We start from the raw sequence: 18,523 nt of genomic DNA, 5'->3' as shown, positions 1-18,523 counted from the left end.
GGCGATGCGCATCAGGATGTCTGCAACGATATGAAGATCCGGGGCTGTGCAAGCTGCGAATCGTCATATCAGGCCACGTTACGTATGCCTGCGTCCTGTTGCAAGATCGCAGGTACGCAGGGCCTTCAGCCGTGTGACGGTGGGGCGGTTACGGCCTTTTCCAGATCGGACAGCCGCTCTTCCAGCTTGGCGATACGGGCATCGGCATCTTCCTGCGCCATGCGAGCCCGTGTGGCCAGTTCGCGGGCCACATCCAGCTCGTCGCGTCGCACGAGATCGAGCGAGGACAGAACCTCGTCAATCCGTGCGCGCACCATGGCATGGACTTCTTCCCGCAGACCGGTCAGGGCCGAAAAGGCACCTCCGGCGACACCTGCGAGATCATCGAAAAAACGGGGCCGGTCTGCCATGGCGGTATCCTTGCTGTCGTGTCGCCCGGCCTTGTCACCGGGCGGTGAAAATGCCCCCGTGTAGCCAACACAGGGCGTCATGCCGCCCAGACTGGCCCCCACATCGTTCGGCTGCAACGCGGCATGGAGGATCAGGATGCCAGGGCCGCGCTTTTCTCCGGCTGGTGTGGCTTGGAGGTTGCGTTGCGGCGTCTTATACAGGTTCCATGATGATCGTCACCGGCGGCGCCGGATTTATTGGCTCGTGCCTGGTCGCAGCGCTCAAGGCGCGGGGTGAGGCTGTCGCGGTCGTGGACCGCCTTCGTGACCAGGGGAAGTGGCGCAATCTCGCCAAACATGCCCCGGACCTGCTGATCAGCCCGGAGGAGCTCGATGCCTTCCTGATCAACACGACCGGCATCAAGGCCGTGTTTCACATGGGCGCCATCAGCAGCACCACGGCACGCGATGGCGATCTGGTCTGGCAGACCAATATCACCCTGTCCGAAACGCTGCTCGACTGGTGCGCCTCGCGCGATGTGCCGTTCTTCTATGCGTCATCTGCTGCCACCTATGGCGCAGCCGACCGGCCGGAACTCTTTTCCGATGCGCCCGAATCGCTCGGGACGCTGCGGCCCATGAATTTGTATGGCTGGTCCAAGCATGTGTTTGACCAGCATCTTCTGGCCCGACAGGCCTCGGGTGGCGTGATGCCGCGCCAGTGGGCCGGTCTGAAATTCTTCAACGTCTATGGACCCAATGAATATCACAAGGGATCCATGATCTCGGTGGTGAAGGTGAAGTATGACGAGGTGATGCGCGGTGCGCCGGCCCGGCTGTTCCGCTCCGACCGTCCCGATCTGGCTGACGGCGCGCAATCGCGCGACTTCATCTGGGTGGGCGATCTGATCGATGTGATGCTGTGGCTGTATGATCACCCCGATGTCAGCGGCCTGTTCAACTGTGGCACCGGCACGGCGCGGAGCTATGTCGACCTTGCCAATGCAGTGTGCGATGCGGCTGGTGTGCCGCGCCGCATCGAGTTCATTGATATGCCCGAGGCCCTGCAGGGGCAGTATCAATCCTATACTTGCGCCGACATGTCGCGCCTGCGTGCTGCCGGGTATGACAGGCCATTCACGACGCTTGAGGCGGGAATTACCCGCTACGTGCGCGACTATCTCGCGACGCCCGACCCCTATCTGTAAAGAACCCCATGTCCGCCCATCCGATCATCCTGCCGCAATTCGACCCGATCGCCTTCCGTCTTGGGCCGCTGGCCGTGCACTGGTATGCGCTGGCCTATATCCTGTCGATCCTGATTGGCTGGAAGATCGCTATCCGGCTCTGCGGGCTGGCGCCACGCGCTGCCACCCGTGAGCAGGTGGATGATTTTGCCTTCTGGGCCATGCTTGGCGTCGTGCTGGGCGGGCGTCTGGGTTACATCCTGTTCTACAAACCCGGCTTCTATCTGACTCATCCCCTGTCGATCCTTCAGGTCTGGCAGGGCGGCATGTCGTTTCATGGGGGGGCGCTGGGGGTCATTCTGGCACTGGCGTGGTTCACGTGGCGCAACGGGCTGAGTTTCCTGTCCTTTTCCGACCGTATTACGGTCATCGTACCGCTTGGGCTCGGGCTGGGGCGCTGCGCCAATTTCGTCAATGGTGAACTCTGGGGGCGTGCGGCGCCGGACTGGCTGCCTTGGGCGATGGTATTTCCGACAGGTGGCCCCATCGCACGGCATCCTTCGCAGCTTTACGAAGCCCTTATGGAGGGCCTTGTCCTGCTTTGCGTCATGCTTGCCGCGGTAAGCCGTGCCTGGACGCGCGTGCGCTATGGCTTTCTCTCGGGTCTGTTCCTGTTTGGTTATGCGCTGGCCCGCAGCTTCTGCGAATTGTTTCGCGAACCCGACTCCTTCATCGGGTTTCTGCCTTTTGGCGTGACCATGGGACAGGTGCTCTGCATCCCCATGGCGCTCGCCGGGCTCTGGCTCATGGCATTCGGTACGCGCCATCCCCATACCCTTGAGGGAGAGAAGGCTTATGGTTGATCAGGCACCGCGCGGCTGGGTCTTGCCAGCGCCATCGCTGTCGCATGTCCGCCACGGCTTTTTCACGCGCCGTGGGGGTGTGTCACCGGCGCCCTATGACACACTCAACTGTTCGCTCGCTTCTGCCGATCTCGCGGCGAATGTCGCGGTCAATCGCGGGCGTGTGGCAGGATATCTGGGGGTTGAGGCGTCGTCCCTGCTGGGTCTGACCCAGACCCATTCCCCCGATGTCGTGGTTCTCACGCATGATACGCCGGTCTGGCCCACAGGAAAGGGCCCCAGGGCCGATGCCCTGGTGAGCAATCGTCACGATCTCGCATTGGGTGTCATCACGGCCGATTGCGGACCGGTACTGTTTGCCAGTGCTGATGGCACCGTTGTGGGAGCCGCCCATGCCGGCTGGCGCGGTGCCGTGGGCGGCGTGCTGGAGGCCACTTTGGGCGCAATGCAGGCTCTTGGCGCAGGGGATGTCACTGTCTGTGTCGGGCCCTGCATCCGTCAGGCGGGATACGAGGTTGGGGCCGACATGCGTGCGGAGGTGCTGGATGGCTCTTCGCTTGTCGCACCTTCTGCCGAGCGCTTTTTCATCGAGGCACCCCGCGCAGGGCACTACCTGTTCGACCTGCCAGGATACTGTCTGTATCGCCTCAGGCGGGCGGGGCTGCGCCATGTTTCCATGATCGGGCTCGACACCCGGTACGATGCGCTACGCTTTTTCAGCCATCGTCGGCGCACGCTGGCGGGGGGCGGTGCAATCGGACATCAGATTTCAGCCATCAGGGCAGGGGCAGTCGCGTGATGGGTCGGATTATACGTTTTTCCGGGCTGTGTGGAGCACTGGCCCTGCTTGCCGGGTGCGTCGATATGCCGCATCCCTTTGGTGATCCGGGGCCGGAAGGGCGCCGTCTGGCCCTGACCACGCCACCACCGAGACTGGCTGTACCCACCCCAGCCGCATCACTGCTGGACAATAATGCCTCGACCCTCTGGGCGAAGGACGTCGCGGCGCAACTGGTTGACCAATCGCTTCCGGCTGTAGCGCAGCCTGCCAAGCCGGGTGACTGGTGGCTCAGGCTGTCGGCAACCATGCAGGGTGATCAGGTCACGCCGCACTACGAAATCATGATGCCCAATGGCGAGGCCCGGGGGCATTGGGACGCGGCTCCGGTCGCGGCCTCGGTCTGGGCCCAGGGACAGGCTGATCAACTCTCAGCCCTTGCCGCCGGTTCTGCGCCGCAAATTGCCAATGTGCTGACGGGCATTCAGGCCTCGATGATGCAGGCTGATCCGCATAGCCTCAAGCGCCGCCCTGCCAAGGTGTTCTTCAAGGGCGTGCATGGTGCTCCGGGCGATGGCAATGTGGCACTCGCCCGCGCCTTCGTTGCCAGCTTTCCCGACCAGCATGACAAGCTGGAGCGTGATGCCAAGGCCGCTGATTACAGTGTGGAGTGCATTGTGACCCTGAGCGACGGTCCTGCCGGTAATACTGGGCACCCGCTTCAGCATATCGAGATCGTCTGGCGCACCGTGGCGGCAGATGGCAAGGAAGCCGGCGCAGCAACACAGCTTCACGATATCGACGCCCATTCCCTTGATGGCGCATGGGGTGATGTGGCGATGGTCGTAGCCGCAGAGGCGTCAGGTGCCGTACATCAGATCATCACCAATTACTCAGGCCGCAATCACCAGCCGCTCTCGCCTGACCAGAGTGGGGCTGACAAGACCCCTGTGCCGCCAAGAGGGACAACCGGCGCCAGCCCGCCGTCAGAAAAGTCGTAAGATTTCCCAGAGACTGACAACGCGCGCCGTCTGTGTTCAGACAGTTCGGCGGCAGGCTTGTACAATCTCGACGGCAAGCCGTGCGGGTTCGCGGATGAGATAATGGTGATGCTCATTGTCAGTGACACTCAGGAAGGCACTGACATCGAGATAGACAGCATGATGGCCACCTATTGTATCGATCATGCGCTGTGTGCCGAAAATATAGCCATCGTGGTTCAGGATGATGACTGTCTTTCCCTGAAAGAACGCGGCATTCATGAACGCCGATCCGGAAAATCCGACAAAGATGCTGTGAGACGCCCATAGATCAAGCTGCTCTGCAAAAGGCAGTTCCTGCGGATGGACAATCTCAATGCCAAGGCTGGCGAGGAACACGCTCAGCTCGTGCTCGCCATCATAACGTCTTGTCGTGGCCGATGCCTTGCTGCGTGCAAGAAAGACGGGGCGTGATGCGGAATGCCTCTGGTGCCGATTGAGAAACGATTGGCCGATTGCTTGCATGAAGCGACCCCACTCACGGTAGCAATGCGCATTCTCCACTAAGGCCGGTTCGGCAATCCTGACCCCACGAATTGAGGTGTTTTCCGGAGGTGCGATGATGCGTGAATGATCGATGCCCAGGCTATTCAGTATAGGCAGGATGAAGCCCTCATGGTCGCGAGACTGCGTGTAGGTCGGGGCGATATACCATTGTGCACGTGAGCCATGAGCATCGAGAGCCCATAGACGCGCGAGGGTGCTGGTGAGAAAGTGGCCGAAATGATCGTGAAAATAGCCAATCCAGAAGCAATCGTGGAATGCCTCGCTGTGCTCGCATTGATCCTGTTCTGTCTCAATCGCGATGATTTGGGGCGCGTGGATCTGAAGTTCGAAACTGCCCTGAACATTAACGCCCGAACAATAAGTCGAGTCAGTGATCAGGATGCCTGCCGGGGTGTAGAGTGAATTGTGGCGCAGAAGAGCAGCGTCATGATGCGCCAGCAATGGCCTGGTCTGAATGATATGCGTCCTGCCAAAAGTGTTGAGTCAGGCTCTCGGGACGTCTATCCGGCTCATTGGTGAGGGTGATCAGCGTTTGGTCGCGAGTTCACATGCGATCTTCAAAATATTTATGTATAGAATATTAATATAGTTCTAATAGATTGTATTTGTTGGTAAAAAAAACTTGCTATTACCAGATTCACAATGTTAATTCATATGAGTTTTCTTGTCTATATATTTCTCTTCTAGGAAGGTAGCATTGAGTAGAAACATCTACATTCACAAATTCGATCCTAATGCCGAGAATGGCCTGGGCCGTTTCCCGGTCCAAGATGTTCGCCGTGCTCTTAAGGGGATTGGTGATCCGTTCTACCGAGAATGGAATGCGGAAGAGGAACACGGTGAGATCTCTATTGAGACGGGGGAAGAGAAAACTTACATCGGTCCCGATGGCAGGATACATTCGGAGAGGCGTACCGATAGTTTCCATTTTAGCGCCAGGGACGGGCAGGTCGACGGCCTCGACTGGGACCGGCCTCTCGGCCGTGAAGGCACGATCCGCGCCTTGTGGCACCTCATCGAGACACATGGCTTATCTCTGATTGATCCAAGCGGAGGAGGAGATCATCCAATGCTCTATGTTCCTTCAGAAGCCTGTCTGGAGGATGTCGAACAAGTCTGGCCCGATTGCAGGAAGACCGGGGTGCATGTGTTCGATGGTTACGAGGACTTCGGATCGCATTTCGAGAGCTGATACCCAGCACATGGGCAGAGGCGGGGCTAGGCCTGTAAAAAACGCTCTATCGGCTACCCTCGACCCCCATGAGTTAATGACAGCCTTGCCCGACGTTGTTAGAAGGCCGCGTTTGCTGCCGCCCCGGACCGGAGTCGTTTCCCGATGAAGATCGTCGCCTGTAACAGTAACCTGCCACTGGCGCGTGCCGTTGCTCAGGAATTGCGTCTCCCGCTGTGCAAGGTGTCTGTACGACGCTTCGCCGATGCCGAGGTCTTTGTCGAAATCCAGGAAAACGTGCGCGGTGAAGACGTGTTCGTGATCCAGAGCACCTGCTCACCCACCAATGACAATCTGATGGAATTGCTGATCATGCTCGACGCCCTGCGTCGCGGGTCGGCCCGTCGTGTCACGGCTGTCATGCCCTATTTCGGCTATGCAAGGCAGGATCGCAAATCGGGGCCGCGCACCCCTATCAGCGCCAAACTGGTCGCCAATCTGCTGGTCGAAGCCGGTGCCAACCGTATCCTGACCATGGATCTGCACGCCATGCAGATACAGGGTTTCTTCGATATCCCGGTCGATAACCTCTACGCGGCCCCGCTTTTCAAGCGCGATATCAATGCGCGCCATCCCAATGAAGACCTGATGATCGTCTCCCCCGATGTCGGCGGTGTGGTGCGTGCGCGTCAACTGGCGCAGCGTCTGAACACCGATCTTGCCATCATCGACAAGCGGCGTGAGCGCGCTGGCGTCTCGGAGGTCATGAACGTGATCGGTGATGTCAGCGGTCGCTACTGTATTCTGGTTGATGACATCGTCGATAGCGGCGGTTCGCTGTGCAATGCGGCCCAGGCCCTCATCAATCACGGTGCTGCCGGGGTAGAGGCTTATGTCACCCACGGCGTCCTGACCGGTCAGGCCGTGGAGCGCATCACGGCATCACCCATCCGGATGCTCACCCTGACCGACAGTATTCCGGCGACCGAGGCGATGGAAGCCTCACCCAATATCAGGCAGATCAGCACCGCCAATCTGCTGGCGCGTGCCATGAGTGCTGTGGCAGATGAAAGCTCTGTCTCCTCGCTCTTCGATTAAGGACTGGTTTTCATGCTGCTTCGTCGCCCCTTCTGGTATCTGCGCCACGGTCAGACCGACTGGAACGCCCAAAACCTCTCCCAGGGCCGCACGGACATCCCACTGAATGCCACGGGTCGCGAACAGGCCGTCAAGGCTGGCGCGTCTCTCTCGCAGCATTGGCGCGATGGTGCAGCGCCTATCAGCCAGATCGTGTCTTCTCCGCTCACGCGCGCCCATGACACGGCGATGGCTGCCCAGCAGGCCATTGCAACGTCAAGTGGCGTCACCCTGCCGCTCAGCACGGATCGCGACCTTGAAGAGGTTTGCTTCGGTGTGATGGAGGGTGAGCCTATGGGCGACTGGTACGATCCGTGGATCGCCGGCGAGTTTACGCCAGAAGGCTGCGAGACATTCGAGGGCCTCAAGACCCGTGCTGCCGGGGCGGTCAATCATGCGCTCGAACAGGGCGGTATCCCTCTGATTGTCGCGCATGGGGCCCTGTTCCGCGCCCTGCGCGCCGCCATGAGCCTGCCCATCAATGTCCGCCTCGCCAATGCCGTGCCGCTTTACTGCGACCCGACAGATAATGGCTGGGTGCTCACCGCCTACGAGTGAGCGATGCGGGGCGCTCCCCCGCGCCCCGTGAACGGAACGGATCCCTTTCATCCCTGACTGAAACAGTGTCGGGATCAAAGGGGCTGTGCCCCTTTGCGGGTTTCGGGGCAGAGCCCCGAGAAGAATCCCCCTCCCGAATCCCGAAGAACATTGCTTTACCCCCCCAATTCCGGTAAGGCGCCCCATCACTCAGGCACCCCTGGAGGCCATGAGTGCAATGAATTTGGGAGAATACCGTGACAAATATGACGTCCCTCGAAGTCTCTACGCGCGCGAAGGCTGGTAAGGGGGCAGCGCGCGCAACGAGACGTGCCGGTCTGGTGCCGGGTGTTGTGTATGGTGGCAAGCAGGAAGCCTCGCTGATCCAGATCGATCCGCGCATCATCCACAAGGAAATGGTCCGTGGTGGCTGGCGCTCGCGCCTGTATGAACTGCCGCTCGAAGGTGGCACCGTGCGCGCCCTTCTGCGTGAAGTTCAGCTGCACCCCGTGACCGATGCGCCGATCCATGTCGATTTCCAGCGTCTGGCTGCTGGCGAGAAGGTCCACGTGACCGTCGCCATCCACGTGACCGGTGAAGACAAGGCCCCTGGCATCAAGCGCGGTGGCGTGCTGAACCTGGTCCGTCACACGGTGGACGTCATGGCTGATGTGGACAACATCCCGTCCAGCTTCACGGTTGATCTGAGCGCACTCGACATCCACGACAACGTGCGTTGGGACGACCTGACCGGCACCGAGAACGTGACGCCGGTTCTGCAGCTGCCGAACTTCGTCATCGCCACCATCGCGCCGCCGACGGTCGATGCCGAGATGGAAGCTGAAGCCGCTGCGAAGGCCGCTGCTGAAGCCGCCGCTCCTGCGAAGAAGAAGTAAGACCGCTCAGGGTGGCCGCAATGCTACTCTGGACTGGGCTCGGTAACCCCGAGCCCGGCATGCGCAGACAGCGCCATAATATTGGCTTCATGGCTGTCGAGCGTATTGCCGAATACTACCGGTTTTCTCCCTGGCGCTCGCGCTTCAAGGGAGAGACGGCCGAGGGCAGCATCGAGGGACAGAAGGTTCTTCTGCTCAAGCCCATGACCTATATGAATCTGTCCGGCGAGAGCGTGCAGCAGGCTGCGCGGTTCTTCAAGATTCCGGTTTCCGATATCACGGCGTTTCATGACGAGCTCGATCTTGCGTTCTGCAAGGTGAGGGTCAAGCGCGGTGGCGGTGCGGCGGGCCATAATGGCCTGCGCTCCATGGACCGTATGCTGGGTGACCAGAATTATCAGCGCGTGCGTCTCGGCATCGGGCATCCCGGTCACAAGGACCGTGTGACAGGCCATGTGCTGGGCGATTTCGCCAAGGCCGAACAGACAGAACTTGAAACGCTTCTCGACGCCGTGGCTGCGGCGTCGCCCCTGCTGGCCAAGGGGGAACCGGAAGCGACAATGACAAAAATCGCCATGCTGTGCGGGGAGAAACGCTGATGGGCTTCAATTGTGGCATCGTGGGGCTTCCCAATGTGGGCAAATCCACCCTGTTCAACGCGCTGACCGAAACGGCGGCAGCTCAGGCAGCAAATTATCCCTTCTGCACCATTGAGCCGAATGTGGGTCGCGTCGCCGTGCCTGATTCGCGCCTCGACAATCTTGCGCGTATCGGCAAGTCGCAGAAGATCCTGCCGACCAGTCTCGAATTCGTCGATATCGCCGGTCTTGTGCGTGGAGCGTCTCGTGGTGAAGGTCTGGGCAACCAGTTCCTTGCCAATATCCGTGAGGTGGATGCCATCATCCACGTCCTGCGCTGCTTCGAGGATGACGACATCACCCATGTCGAAGGTGGCGTAGACCCGGTGCGCGATGCCGAGATCATCGAGACCGAGCTGATGCTGGCCGATCTGGACTCGCTCGAAAAACGTCAGACGGCCTTGCAGAAGCGCGCCCGCAGCAATGACCGTGAGGCGCAGCAGCAGCTCGCCATCATGGATCCCATCATGGCTGCCCTGCGCGAGGGCAAGCCCGCCCGTACTGCCGTACCCAAGGGTGAGGAAGAAACAGCACGCCGCCTGCAACTCATGACCACCAAGCCGGTGCTCTATGTCTGCAACGTGGAAGAAGGTTCTGCCTCGACCGGCAACAGCCACTCCGAAGCGGTGCGCAAGCGCGCAGAGGCCGAAGGCGCTGCCATGGTGGTGGTGTCTGCGGCGATCGAAGCCGAAGTGAGCCAGCTGCCGCAGGAAGAGCGCGCCGAGTTCCTCGAAGGGCTGGGGCTGAGCAATTCCGGTCTGGATCGTGTGATTGCCGCCGGATACGGCCTGCTGGGTCTGAGCACCTACTTCACGGTCGGTCCGAAAGAGACGCGCGCCTGGACCATCACCAAGGGCACAAAGGCCCCTCAGGCGGCTGCGGTCATTCATAACGACTTCGAGCGCGGCTTCATTGCCTGCGAGACAGTGGCCTATGACGATTACATCGCCTGTGGCGGCGAGTCCGGTGCCAAGGAAGCGGGCAAGCTGCGTATCGAAGGCAAGGAATATGTCGTGCAGGATGGTGACGTTCTGCTGTTCCGCTTCAACGTCTGACTCTATTCGGGTTTGACAGGATCAGGACTTGACCGGCCTGATCCTGAGGCAATGATAGGGCGTCTTACCGGAGGCGCTGATGGACATTCTCGTTGCCTGTGACTCCTTCAAGGAGAGCCTGACGGCAGAGGCCGTGGTTCAGGCGATTATCGGCGGTTTCAGGGAAATCTATCCGGATGCCCGCTATCACGCCTTTCCTATGGCGGATGGCGGGGAGGGAACTGCCGCCATCATGGCCCGCACATTGGGCGGCCGACTTGAAACCCGCGATGTGTGCGGCCCGCTCGGTGTGCCTGTTTCGGCGCGTTTCGCTGTTCTCGATCATGGCCGGACAGCACTGATCGAACTGGCCGAGGCCGCCGGTCTGGCCCAAACCCCGCTCGAATCGCGCTCACCTCTTTTCACCACCACCTATGGCGTGGGGGAACTCATGAGCGCAGCCCTTGATATGGGGTGCAGGCATCTGGTTCTTGCGCTTGGCGGCAGTGCCACCTGCGACGGTGGGGCGGGTCTTTTGCAGGCGCTGGGTGTTTCGCTGCGCGATCTGCAGGGCCAGGAAATTCCTCACGGAGGAGGACCGCTTGGGGCGGTGTTCTCTCTGGATGACGACCGGCTCGATCCGCGGCTGGCAGAGTGCCGTATCGAAATTTTGTGCGACGTGACGGCTCCTCTGTTGGGAGAGACCGGCGCTGTTGCCGTATTCGGGCCTCAGAAGGGGGCAACACCTGCCATGATCCCGCTTCTGGAGGCCTCGCTGGCGCGCCTTGCGAGTCTGGTGGAACTGCGCTGCGGGCGCGATCTGACGGCGGTGGAAGGTATGGGCGCTGCGGGTGGCGCGGCTCTGGGGCTGGTCGGGCTGTGCGGGGCAAGGCTCGTTCCGGGCGCTGAGGCGGTGGCGGGGCTTCTGGGTCTGGATACGCTCGTGAGCCAGATGGATCTGGTTATCACCGGTGAGGGGCGGCTGGATCGTCAGACCGCGCAGGGCAAGGCACCGCAAGCAATCGCCACGCTGGCGAAAAAGGCAGGCAAACCGGTGATAGCCTTTGCGGGTACATTGGGTGTCGGACATGACGATCTGCTTGCAACGGGCTTCGACGCCGTTTTCAGCTGTCTTGAGCGCCCCTGCACGCTGGAAGAGGCATTCGGCGAGGCAGAGCATGCGTTGAGGCGCTGCGCGCGCAACGTTGCCGCGACCCTTGCCCTGGGCCGATCTTTTCAAGCAGCGCAGGCATGATACATAGCTGATCGCCCTTTGGGCCGCTCCCGGGTTAGGCCGGGCCAGATGCCGCAGGGCAGACAGGAGAATGAATGATGGAAGCTGCTACGACCGTGTCCGATTTCAAGGCCCTGACCGGACCAGCGCGCGCAGCGGCCCGCCTTCTCGCCATAGCCCCGGAAAGCCAGCGCAACGAGGCCCTGCGTGCCGCCGCAGCGTCACTGCGTGAGCATGCACCTGATATTCTTGTGGCCAATGCACGCGATGTCGCCTCCTCCAAGGCAAGCGCTGCCTTCATCGACCGGCTGACGCTGACGCCTGCACGGATCGAGTCCATGGCAAAGGGCCTCGAATCGATTGCGCTTCTGCCGGATCCGGTTGGCAGGGTGCTGTGTGACTGGACACGTCCCAACGGCCTGAACATCCGCCGTGTGGCGACTCCGCTTGGTGTCATTGGCATGATCTATGAAAGCCGCCCCAATGTGGGGGCTGACGCTGCGGGCCTGTGCATCAAATCCGGCAATGCCGTCATCTTGCGTGGCGGCTCCGAGAGCCTTCAATCAGCACGGTGCATTCAGTCGTGCATCCAGGAAGGACTGGAGAAGGCGGGTCTGCCGCGTGATTGTGTGCAGATCGTCCCCGATGCTGATCGGGCGCATGTCGCCGCCATGCTGACAGCCGCCGGTGAAATCGACATGATCATCCCACGTGGCGGCAAATCGCTTGTCGAGCGGGTGCAGCGCGAGGCCCGCGTACCGGTTCTCGCTCATGCCGATGGGCTGTGTCACACCTACATCCACAAGGACGCCGACTTCGCGATGGCGCGTGAGATTCTCGCCAACGCCAAGATGCGGCGTACCGGTATTTGCGGTGCGACCGAAACCCTTCTGATCGACCACGCAATTGCCGAGGCCCTGTTACCTGCGCTGGTGCAGGACCTGCATGCGCTGGGCTGCGCCATTCTGGGTGACGAGACAGCGCGTCATATCGTGCATGATCTTGAACCCGCCATGTCGGATGACTTTGCGACGGAATGGCTCGATGCCCGTCTTTCTGTCGCTGTTGTGGAGGATGTCGATTCGGCACTTGCCCATATCGCGCGTTATGGCAGCGGTCATACGGAAGCGATCATCACTGAAAATGCAGAGGTCGCCGAACGCTTTCTGAATGGGACGGATAGCGCCGTGGTGATGTGGAACGCCTCGACCCAGTTCTGCGATGGCGGAGAATTCGGATTCGGGGCCGAGATCGGTATTGCCACAGGCAAGATCCATGCCCGTGGCCCCGTCGGCCTCGAACAGCTTACGACCTTCCGTTATGAGGTCCGAGGCACCGGGCAGACCCGCCCCTGACGTGGTGGAAATTCCAAAATATGGCGATAATCGTGCGGTGTCGATCGGGCTGCTTGGTGGGTCGTTCAATCCGGCCCATGCGGGTCATCTGCAACTCGCACGCTATGCCCTGACGCATCTGCGGCTTGATCAGGTCTGGCTCATGGTTTCGCCGGGCAATCCGCTCAAGCCAAGGCGGGGCATGGCGCCGTTCGGAAATCGCCTCGACTCGGCCCGTGCCCTGGCTGACGGGCGGCATATCATCGCCACCGACATCGAGGCGCGTCTGAACAAGCGTTATACTGTTGAGACGATTGCGCTGCTGCGGCTGCGTTTTCCAAGGGCGCGCTTCGTCTGGCTGATGGGAGCAGACAGTCTGGCGACGCTCACACGATGGCGTCGCTGGCGCGATCTTGCCCTGCATGTTCCCATGGCAGTTGTGCCAAGACCGGGCAGCAATCGCACGGCGTTGTCGGGCCAAGCCACCCACGCGTTGAGCCATATGCGCGTGCCTCCGCGGCGCGGGCCGATTATGTCGCGCTCTAAAGGTGGTGTCTGGGCTTTTCTTCCGGCGCCGCAAAACGGTATATCAGCGACAGCGTTGAGGGATTCCGGCAATTATCCCGCCTCGCTCTCTCTCTAATGTATTGACCGGAGTGTCGAGCCATCGCCAGAAAACCGTCCGACGAGACGCCCACCCCAGCCCGTCGCACCCGCGCGTCCGCTGGTGAGACCAAGACCCAGCCCACCACGGGCGAGGCCACTGCCACCATGAAGACCGCCGGCACGCCGCGCAAGAAGGCCGCCGCAGCAGGCCCGCGCAAGACCCGCGCCGCTGCACCGCGCACCGGCGCTGAGCCGGAACTGGTTGAAAAGGCGCTGGCACTCATCACGGCAAGCCTTGATGAAGACAAGGCCGAGGACATCGTGACGCTCGACCTGCGGGGGCGTGCCAGCTTTGCTGACCATATGGTGGTCGCTACAGGTATTGCCGACAGGCAGATTGCCGCCATGGCCACGCATATTGAAGACAAGCTGAACGAAATCGGCATCAAGCGCATCACCATCGAAGGTGCGAACGGGACCGATTGGGTTCTGCTTGATACCGGTGACATCGTTGTGCATCTGTTCAAGCCCGAGAGCCGCGCGCTCTATGCGCTCGAGCGTATGTGGGGCAAGGATCTCGACGATACTGCCAGTGACGAAGCCGACACGACGGATCTCTGATTACGCATGATCAGGATTGTGGCGGTCGGTCGCCTCAAGAGAGGGCCGGAGCGGGACTTGTTCGACCGTTATGTCGAGCGTACCCGCCCCAGGGTCGATCTGATCGAGATTGGCGAATCGCGTGGCAGTGCCCTGGAAATCCGTCGCAAGGACGCGGCGGCGATTCTGGCGGCCTGTCCCGAAGGTACGATCGTGATTGCGCTGGATGAGGGGGGTAGTTCACCGGATTCCCAGCAATTCTCCACCATGCTCGATTCGTGGCTTGCAACCGGCAAGCAGGTTTCTTTTGTCATTGGCGGGGCTGAAGGACTGGAGGCCAGCGTTATTGAGCGGGCCGATGCCCGTATCTCCTTCGGGCGTATGACTTGGCCCCACATGATTGTGCGATTGCTTCTGGCAGAGCAGATCTACCGCGCGCGCGCGATCAGCGCGGGCCATCCCTACCATCGTTCAGCACGCCCCTGAATCCCGTCTGCCAATAGGCTCAGGCGCTTCGTCCCGAGTGACGATTGCAGGGCGGGCAACAGGCCATAAAAAAAGCGACCCGTTTCCGGGCCGCCTTGGCGGAAATCAGATGATCGGGTCTGATCAGCGCAGATTGCGGCTGGGGCCTTCCACGCTGAAGGCATCTTCCGGGGCCTCTGCCACTTCGGTCGAGTTCATCGGATGTTGCAGAGCTGCGAAGCTCGCCGTCGTCACGTTATGCGAACGTGTGGAACGATGAGCAGGCGCAGGCGTATTATTAGCCATCATCACCCCGTCATCAGGGCGACCATAGATGAACCCGTAGGTCGGGTAGATGCTGCCGTAGGTACCGGAGTTGTTGTTGAGCGCTACGCGCACAGCAGACCAGTCGTTATTGGGAGAAACATCGATGACGCGCACATTCTTGGCAACACCGTTCTGCGCCCAGTGAGACTGATCGATCACGATCGTGCGGTTATCTTCTACAGCACGGACGACCGCCACGTGGCCATAGGGCATACGGCGGATAGCACGGAAATTCAGCACCGAGCCGGGTTCGGGGGCAGAGCCACGGGCATAAACGCCGCGAGAGTTATCCCACCAGTCACGGGCATTACCGCTCAACACAACATCGGAAGCGGCTTTGGCATAGGCAACACACTGGATAACGTGAGCACCGGAATGGTGGCGCCGCGTTGTGAAGCGTGTCTGGCGAAGTGCGACGTGACGCGCTGAAATGTGTCGGGCGCTATGCGCGGAATGCATAACAGCCTTGTGACCAGCCTTCTGGCGCGCTTCAGCTTTTGGGGCCAGAACCGCCGACCCAACTAGAAGGGATAGAGCGGTCAGGGACGAAAAAAACGGCCTGCGGAGAAGTCTGAGGCAACTTTTCTGTCCCACGTTCATTGATTCGATATCCGCCCGTTGTGTGTTGCATCTAGGTAACTGTGTTCACCTTGGATTGGCAACCCATGTAAGGGGGAGTCATGGCGATTTTATGAACTTTCCCCGAGATAAAATGTGTCGACCCGGGGAAAATTCAATAAGCCTTACTTTGTTGTGATCAGCATGATTTCCACGAGCATACGCGGATCGGCCAGAATCGCCTGAACGCAGGCCCGCGCCGGGGCTGAATCCTTAGGCAGCCAGGCCGTCCACTGCTTGTTGAGTGCATCGCGATCGCTGATGTCCTTAAGCCAGATCTGCGCCTGCAGAATGCGGGTGTTATCCGTACCATGCTGTTCAAGCAAGACGTCCAGCTGCTCAAGCACATCGGCGGTCTGGGCATCGAAATCGGCATCGAGATTACGGGCCACGACGCCCTGCGTGAAAACGAAGCCGTGATATTCGACGGCTTTGGACATGACGGGATTAGGCTCTGTGCGAATGATTCGGCTCATGATCGTCTCCTGATAACCTCGTAATTCCGGGCAGGTTACGCTGCGCCGGACTGGGCGGACTCTGATGCGGCCAGAGGGTCCGGTCAATCCTGCCTCGCCCTATGCACGTCATATGATTGCTTGAACGAATGGCCCCTGCGCGGTATCGCGGCCATGAAGCCTTTGCGCATCATGGTCTGCACAGCAACGCTTCCGGAATTTTTCTGCCTCTCGGGCTGCCCATTCTTCCGGAATGCGCCACGATCAAGAAGAGGAAGAGCCGGATTTGCGTGCCCGCACCGTCAAGGTAACGCCACTGCGTCAGAACTGTACCGTGCTCGAAGATCCCGATACGGGCCGCGCGGTTGTTATCGATCCGGGAGGTGACGCGTCTGAGCTCCTGCAGCTGCTTGAGGGCATGACTGTCGATGCCATTCTGCTGACGCACGGGCATTTCGACCATGTTGGTGGTGCTGATGCGCTGCGTGCGGGCCTTGAAAAACGTCAATCAGCCCCGGTTGCAATGATAGGTCCTGACCGGCGCGATGCCTTTCTGCTCGAAACGGTGGAGGATCAGGCCCAGGCCTTCGGGTTGTATGACCTGCAAAACGCTCATCCCGACCGGTTTGTCGAGGAGGGCGAGGTGATCGACCTTCCGGCGGGCAGGTTTGAAGTCGCACATTGTCCAGGCCATACGCCCGGTCATGTCATCTATATAAGTCGAGCCGACAAATTGGCCATTGTGGGCGATACGTTGTTCCGTGGTGTTGTTGGTCGGTCGGATTTCGCTTATGGCGACCATGAGAGTCTGATTGCAGGGATCAAGCGCACATTGCTTTCCCTGCCTGACGATTTCATTGTTCTGCCCGGGCATGGTTTGCCAACGATGATTGGCGAAGAGCGGCAGAATAATCCTTACCTCGCCTGAACAACCGGGAGCGCAGACATGAACAGGAATTTGCGGGGCCGTGCGCTTCTGACCGGTCTGGTCCTTGCTGCCACGGCACTGGCTGGCGCGCCAACCTTGTCCAGTGCAGTCGCGGGGGACAATCAGCATGAAGCACAGGCTGGTGCCGAAAAGCCTCTCGACAAGGAACCCCTGACAATCATCGACCGCCATAGCGGCCGCCATGATTTCACTGTTGAGGTCGCCCGGACAGAAAAGCAGAAGGAAGCCGGGGAATCGTCGCGTCAGAGTATCGCGGAAAATACAGGAATGCTCTTCCTGTTCAGCCCCCCCGAGGCGGCTGCCATGTGGATGCGTGATACGGCACCGTCGCTCGATATTGTCTTTATCGGGACGGATGGCCGCATTCAGGCCATTACTGAAAAGACTGTACCGTTCAGCGAACGTCGTCTGGTCGGGCAGGGTGACTCTGCCGCTGTTCTTGAAGTGGCGGCAGGCACAATGGAAAAGAATAATATTGTCGTGGGCGATCTCGTATCGTCCAAGGCACTTCCAGTGGCGCACTGAACGTCATGAGGGTTTTCCTGACCGGGGCAGCAGGCTTTGTCGGCTATCACGTGGCCGCGCAGCTCTTGAGCCAGGGACACGAGGTGATCGGGTTCGACTCGCTGAATGCTTATTACAGTGTTCAGCTCAAGCAGGATCGTCTGGCGCAGCTTGCTGGTCAGGATGGTTTTGCTTTCCATCAGGGTGATCTCAGTTGCCGTGAGGATGTTGAGGCGGTCCTCGCGGCGCATCCGGGCATTACGCATATCGTGCATCTGGCCGCTCAGGCAGGGGTGCGCTATTCGCTGGCCGATCCTTGCGCCTACGTGACGTCCAATATGATGGGACATGTCGTGCTGCTTGAGGCCGCGCGTCACCTGCCGGATCTGCGCCACATCGTGTATGCCTCATCATCGTCAGTCTATGGGCTCAACGAGACGATGCCTTTTCGCGAGAGCGATGCCGTCGATCGTCCCGGGTCATTCTACGCGGTGACCAAGCGTGCCGGTGAGCTGACGGCCCATGCCTACGCCCATCTTTATGGCCTGAAACAGACCGGACTACGTTTCTTCACAGCCTATGGTCCGTGGGGCCGTCCGGATATGGCCTATTACAAATTTGCTCGCGCCATAACGGCAGGCGAACCGCTTACCTTGTATGAAGGTGAGGGGCTGGCGCGCGACTTCACCTATATCGACGATATTGTCTCTGGCGTGCTCGCCGCTTTGGACAATGAGCCAGAGGAAGGCGTTTCCCGTCTTTTCAACCTGGGGAGTGATTCACCGACAGCTGTCAGTCGCCTTGTTGCGTTGCTTGAACAGGAGCTTGGGCGCAAGGCAGTTATCAAGGCAAAGCGTCGCCCGTTGTCGGATGTTGAGGCAACATGGTCCTCTCATGAGGAAATGACAAAGCTGACAGGCTGGCGGCCCGTGGTGTCGCTGGAGGAAGGGGTGAAGCACTTTGTGGCCTGGTTCAAGACGTATGAGGCCGCCAATTCTATCTAGATACGGGCGTTCTTCATGATGCGGCAGACGGGAGGCTTCGGTCTCCCGTTTTGCGTATTGGGTGGCAAACGTGGTCTCGGTTTTTTGAGATAGGTGTCATTTTTTTGAAATTATGTGTTGACGGGTGTGGGTGTGGGGTCTAAAAGCCCGTTCACCGCAGCGGAACACGCCGCGGTGACTGCCTGAAAGGCTGAGTAAGATCAGTGGGTTAGGCGGGGTTCTTTGAAAATTGAATAGGTTATGGAAGGGA

General features: G+C 60.0%; 22 protein-coding genes. 18 read left to right on the top strand and 4 right to left on the bottom strand.

Features of this window, described 5'->3' with window-relative positions:
* Positions 1-125: 125 nt before the first annotated feature.
* Positions 126-410 (bottom strand): accessory factor UbiK family protein, encoded by a 285-nt coding sequence (locus P792_RS29160; RefSeq protein WP_023978866.1) that lies wholly within the window; start codon positions 408-410, stop codon positions 126-128.
* 206 nt (positions 411-616) lie between these two features.
* Between P792_RS29160 and rfaD the strand changes: the two genes are divergently transcribed.
* The 4 genes from rfaD to P792_RS29140 are packed head-to-tail and all read left to right on the top strand — an operon-like array spanning position 617 to position 4,218.
* Complete coding sequence (rfaD, locus tag P792_RS29155) at positions 617-1,597, top strand: ADP-glyceromanno-heptose 6-epimerase (RefSeq protein ID WP_023978865.1); 981 nt, start codon at positions 617-619, stop codon at positions 1,595-1,597.
* Positions 1,598-1,605: 8 nt separating this feature from the next.
* Positions 1,606-2,439 (top strand): prolipoprotein diacylglyceryl transferase, encoded by an 834-nt coding sequence (lgt, locus tag P792_RS29150; RefSeq protein WP_031240893.1) that lies wholly within the window; start codon positions 1,606-1,608, stop codon positions 2,437-2,439.
* Positions 2,432-3,238 (top strand): polyphenol oxidase family protein, encoded by an 807-nt coding sequence (locus P792_RS29145; RefSeq protein WP_023978863.1) that lies wholly within the window; start codon positions 2,432-2,434, stop codon positions 3,236-3,238. Before lgt ends, P792_RS29145 begins: the two co-directional genes overlap by 8 nt.
* Positions 3,238-4,218 carry a hypothetical protein gene (locus tag P792_RS29140; RefSeq protein ID WP_023978862.1) on the top strand — a complete coding sequence of 327 codons (981 nt, stop codon included), beginning with the start codon at positions 3,238-3,240 and terminating at the stop codon, positions 4,216-4,218. Before P792_RS29145 ends, P792_RS29140 begins: the two co-directional genes overlap by 1 nt.
* A gap of 36 nt (positions 4,219-4,254) precedes the next feature.
* Here the strand turns inward: P792_RS29140 and P792_RS29135 are convergent, their stop codons facing one another.
* Entirely contained in the window at positions 4,255-5,205 is a 951-nt protein-coding gene (locus P792_RS29135; protein WP_023978861.1) for a DUF563 domain-containing protein, read from the bottom strand.
* Between the two features lie 256 nt (positions 5,206-5,461).
* Between P792_RS29135 and P792_RS37065 the strand changes: the two genes are divergently transcribed.
* From P792_RS37065 to P792_RS29080, 11 genes are all read left to right on the top strand, one after another.
* Positions 5,462-5,956: a hypothetical protein gene (locus tag P792_RS37065; protein WP_152530204.1), complete on the top strand. Its 495-nt coding sequence runs from the start codon at positions 5,462-5,464 to the stop codon at positions 5,954-5,956.
* Positions 5,957-6,100: 144 nt separating this feature from the next.
* On the top strand, positions 6,101-7,033 hold the full coding sequence (locus P792_RS29125) for a ribose-phosphate pyrophosphokinase (RefSeq protein WP_023978857.1): 933 nt from the start codon (positions 6,101-6,103) through the stop codon (positions 7,031-7,033).
* A gap of 12 nt (positions 7,034-7,045) precedes the next feature.
* Entirely contained in the window at positions 7,046-7,630 is a 585-nt protein-coding gene (locus P792_RS29120; RefSeq protein ID WP_031240890.1) for a histidine phosphatase family protein, read from the top strand.
* Positions 7,631-7,866: 236 nt separating this feature from the next.
* Positions 7,867-8,505, top strand: a complete 639-nt coding sequence (locus P792_RS29115; RefSeq protein ID WP_023978855.1) for a 50S ribosomal protein L25/general stress protein Ctc — start codon at positions 7,867-7,869, stop codon at positions 8,503-8,505.
* Positions 8,506-8,525: 20 nt separating this feature from the next.
* Entirely contained in the window at positions 8,526-9,104 is a 579-nt protein-coding gene (gene pth, locus P792_RS29110) for an aminoacyl-tRNA hydrolase (RefSeq protein ID WP_023978854.1), read from the top strand.
* Positions 9,104-10,198, top strand: coding sequence for a redox-regulated ATPase YchF (ychF, locus tag P792_RS29105; RefSeq protein WP_023978853.1), 1,095 nt, complete (start codon positions 9,104-9,106; stop codon positions 10,196-10,198). Before pth ends, ychF begins: the two co-directional genes overlap by 1 nt.
* 79 nt (positions 10,199-10,277) lie before the next feature.
* Positions 10,278-11,432 carry a glycerate kinase gene (locus P792_RS29100; RefSeq protein ID WP_023978852.1) on the top strand — a complete coding sequence of 385 codons (1,155 nt, stop codon included), beginning with the start codon at positions 10,278-10,280 and terminating at the stop codon, positions 11,430-11,432.
* 77 nt (positions 11,433-11,509) lie between these two features.
* Positions 11,510-12,766 carry a glutamate-5-semialdehyde dehydrogenase gene (locus P792_RS29095; protein WP_035439953.1) on the top strand — a complete coding sequence of 419 codons (1,257 nt, stop codon included), beginning with the start codon at positions 11,510-11,512 and terminating at the stop codon, positions 12,764-12,766.
* A complete protein-coding gene (locus tag P792_RS29090; protein ID WP_051395885.1) occupies positions 12,732-13,388 on the top strand; it encodes a nicotinate-nucleotide adenylyltransferase in 657 nt (218 codons plus the stop codon). The genes P792_RS29095 and P792_RS29090 overlap by 35 nt, the downstream gene beginning before the upstream one ends.
* A 128-nt stretch (positions 13,389-13,516) precedes the next feature.
* Positions 13,517-13,972: a ribosome silencing factor gene (rsfS, locus tag P792_RS29085; protein WP_023978849.1), complete on the top strand. Its 456-nt coding sequence runs from the start codon at positions 13,517-13,519 to the stop codon at positions 13,970-13,972.
* A 9-nt stretch (positions 13,973-13,981) separates the two neighbouring features.
* Entirely contained in the window at positions 13,982-14,437 is a 456-nt protein-coding gene (locus P792_RS29080; RefSeq protein WP_023978848.1) for a 23S rRNA (pseudouridine(1915)-N(3))-methyltransferase RlmH, read from the top strand.
* A gap of 123 nt (positions 14,438-14,560) precedes the next feature.
* On the opposite strand, the gene P792_RS29075 is transcribed toward P792_RS29080, so the two are convergent.
* Together P792_RS29075 and P792_RS29070 are read right to left on the bottom strand one after the other, a co-directional pair.
* Positions 14,561-15,337 (bottom strand): CHAP domain-containing protein, encoded by a 777-nt coding sequence (locus P792_RS29075; RefSeq protein ID WP_369794235.1) that lies wholly within the window; start codon positions 15,335-15,337, stop codon positions 14,561-14,563.
* Positions 15,338-15,486: 149 nt separating this feature from the next.
* Entirely contained in the window at positions 15,487-15,837 is a 351-nt protein-coding gene (locus P792_RS29070) for a RidA family protein (RefSeq protein ID WP_023978846.1), read from the bottom strand.
* A gap of 232 nt (positions 15,838-16,069) precedes the next feature.
* Here P792_RS29070 and P792_RS29065 point away from each other — a divergent pair, with 232 nt between their 5' ends.
* Genes P792_RS29065 through P792_RS29055 form a run of 3 tightly spaced genes read left to right on the top strand, consistent with a single transcriptional unit; the run spans position 16,070 to position 18,273 of the window.
* Positions 16,070-16,744 carry an MBL fold metallo-hydrolase gene (locus tag P792_RS29065; protein WP_023978845.1) on the top strand — a complete coding sequence of 225 codons (675 nt, stop codon included), beginning with the start codon at positions 16,070-16,072 and terminating at the stop codon, positions 16,742-16,744.
* 18 nt (positions 16,745-16,762) lie between these two features.
* Positions 16,763-17,290, top strand: coding sequence for a DUF192 domain-containing protein (locus P792_RS29060; RefSeq protein ID WP_031240885.1), 528 nt, complete (start codon positions 16,763-16,765; stop codon positions 17,288-17,290).
* A gap of 5 nt (positions 17,291-17,295) precedes the next feature.
* Entirely contained in the window at positions 17,296-18,273 is a 978-nt protein-coding gene (locus tag P792_RS29055) for an NAD-dependent epimerase/dehydratase family protein (protein ID WP_023978843.1), read from the top strand.
* Positions 18,274-18,523: the final 250 nt, after the last annotated feature.

It is taken from the genome of Asaia sp. SF2.1, from assembly GCF_000505765.1.
Classification (GTDB): domain Bacteria; phylum Pseudomonadota; class Alphaproteobacteria; order Acetobacterales; family Acetobacteraceae; genus Asaia; species Asaia bogorensis.
Note: the sequence above shows the minus strand (reverse complement) of the source record. Positions and strands in the feature narration are given on the sequence as shown.

Excerpts from the sequence above, each read along its gene's own strand:
- P792_RS29090 (WP_051395885.1), top strand. The coding sequence starts at position 12,732 with ATGAGGTCCGAGGCACCGGGCAGACCCGCCCCTGACGTGGTGGAAATT.
- P792_RS29120 (WP_031240890.1), top strand. The coding sequence starts at position 7,046 with ATGCTGCTTCGTCGCCCCTTCTGGTATCTGCGCCACGGTCAGACCGAC.
- pth (WP_023978854.1), top strand. The coding sequence starts at position 8,526 with ATGCTACTCTGGACTGGGCTCGGTAACCCCGAGCCCGGCATGCGCAGA.
- P792_RS29100 (WP_023978852.1), top strand. The coding sequence starts at position 10,278 with ATGGACATTCTCGTTGCCTGTGACTCCTTCAAGGAGAGCCTGACGGCA.
- P792_RS29065 (WP_023978845.1), top strand. The coding sequence starts at position 16,070 with ATGCGCCACGATCAAGAAGAGGAAGAGCCGGATTTGCGTGCCCGCACC.
- rsfS (WP_023978849.1), top strand. The coding sequence starts at position 13,517 with ATGAAGACCGCCGGCACGCCGCGCAAGAAGGCCGCCGCAGCAGGCCCG.
- ychF (WP_023978853.1), top strand. The coding sequence starts at position 9,104 with ATGGGCTTCAATTGTGGCATCGTGGGGCTTCCCAATGTGGGCAAATCC.
- P792_RS29060 (WP_031240885.1), top strand. The coding sequence starts at position 16,763 with ATGAACAGGAATTTGCGGGGCCGTGCGCTTCTGACCGGTCTGGTCCTT.
- lgt (WP_031240893.1), top strand. The coding sequence starts at position 1,606 with ATGTCCGCCCATCCGATCATCCTGCCGCAATTCGACCCGATCGCCTTC.
- P792_RS29140 (WP_023978862.1), top strand. The coding sequence starts at position 3,238 with ATGGGTCGGATTATACGTTTTTCCGGGCTGTGTGGAGCACTGGCCCTG.
- P792_RS29125 (WP_023978857.1), top strand. The coding sequence starts at position 6,101 with ATGAAGATCGTCGCCTGTAACAGTAACCTGCCACTGGCGCGTGCCGTT.
- P792_RS29055 (WP_023978843.1), top strand. The coding sequence starts at position 17,296 with ATGAGGGTTTTCCTGACCGGGGCAGCAGGCTTTGTCGGCTATCACGTG.
- P792_RS29070 (WP_023978846.1), bottom strand. The coding sequence starts at position 15,837 with ATGAGCCGAATCATTCGCACAGAGCCTAATCCCGTCATGTCCAAAGCC.
- P792_RS29095 (WP_035439953.1), top strand. The coding sequence starts at position 11,510 with ATGGAAGCTGCTACGACCGTGTCCGATTTCAAGGCCCTGACCGGACCA.
- P792_RS29145 (WP_023978863.1), top strand. The coding sequence starts at position 2,432 with ATGGTTGATCAGGCACCGCGCGGCTGGGTCTTGCCAGCGCCATCGCTG.
- rfaD (WP_023978865.1), top strand. The coding sequence starts at position 617 with ATGATGATCGTCACCGGCGGCGCCGGATTTATTGGCTCGTGCCTGGTC.
- P792_RS29160 (WP_023978866.1), bottom strand. The coding sequence starts at position 410 with ATGGCAGACCGGCCCCGTTTTTTCGATGATCTCGCAGGTGTCGCCGGA.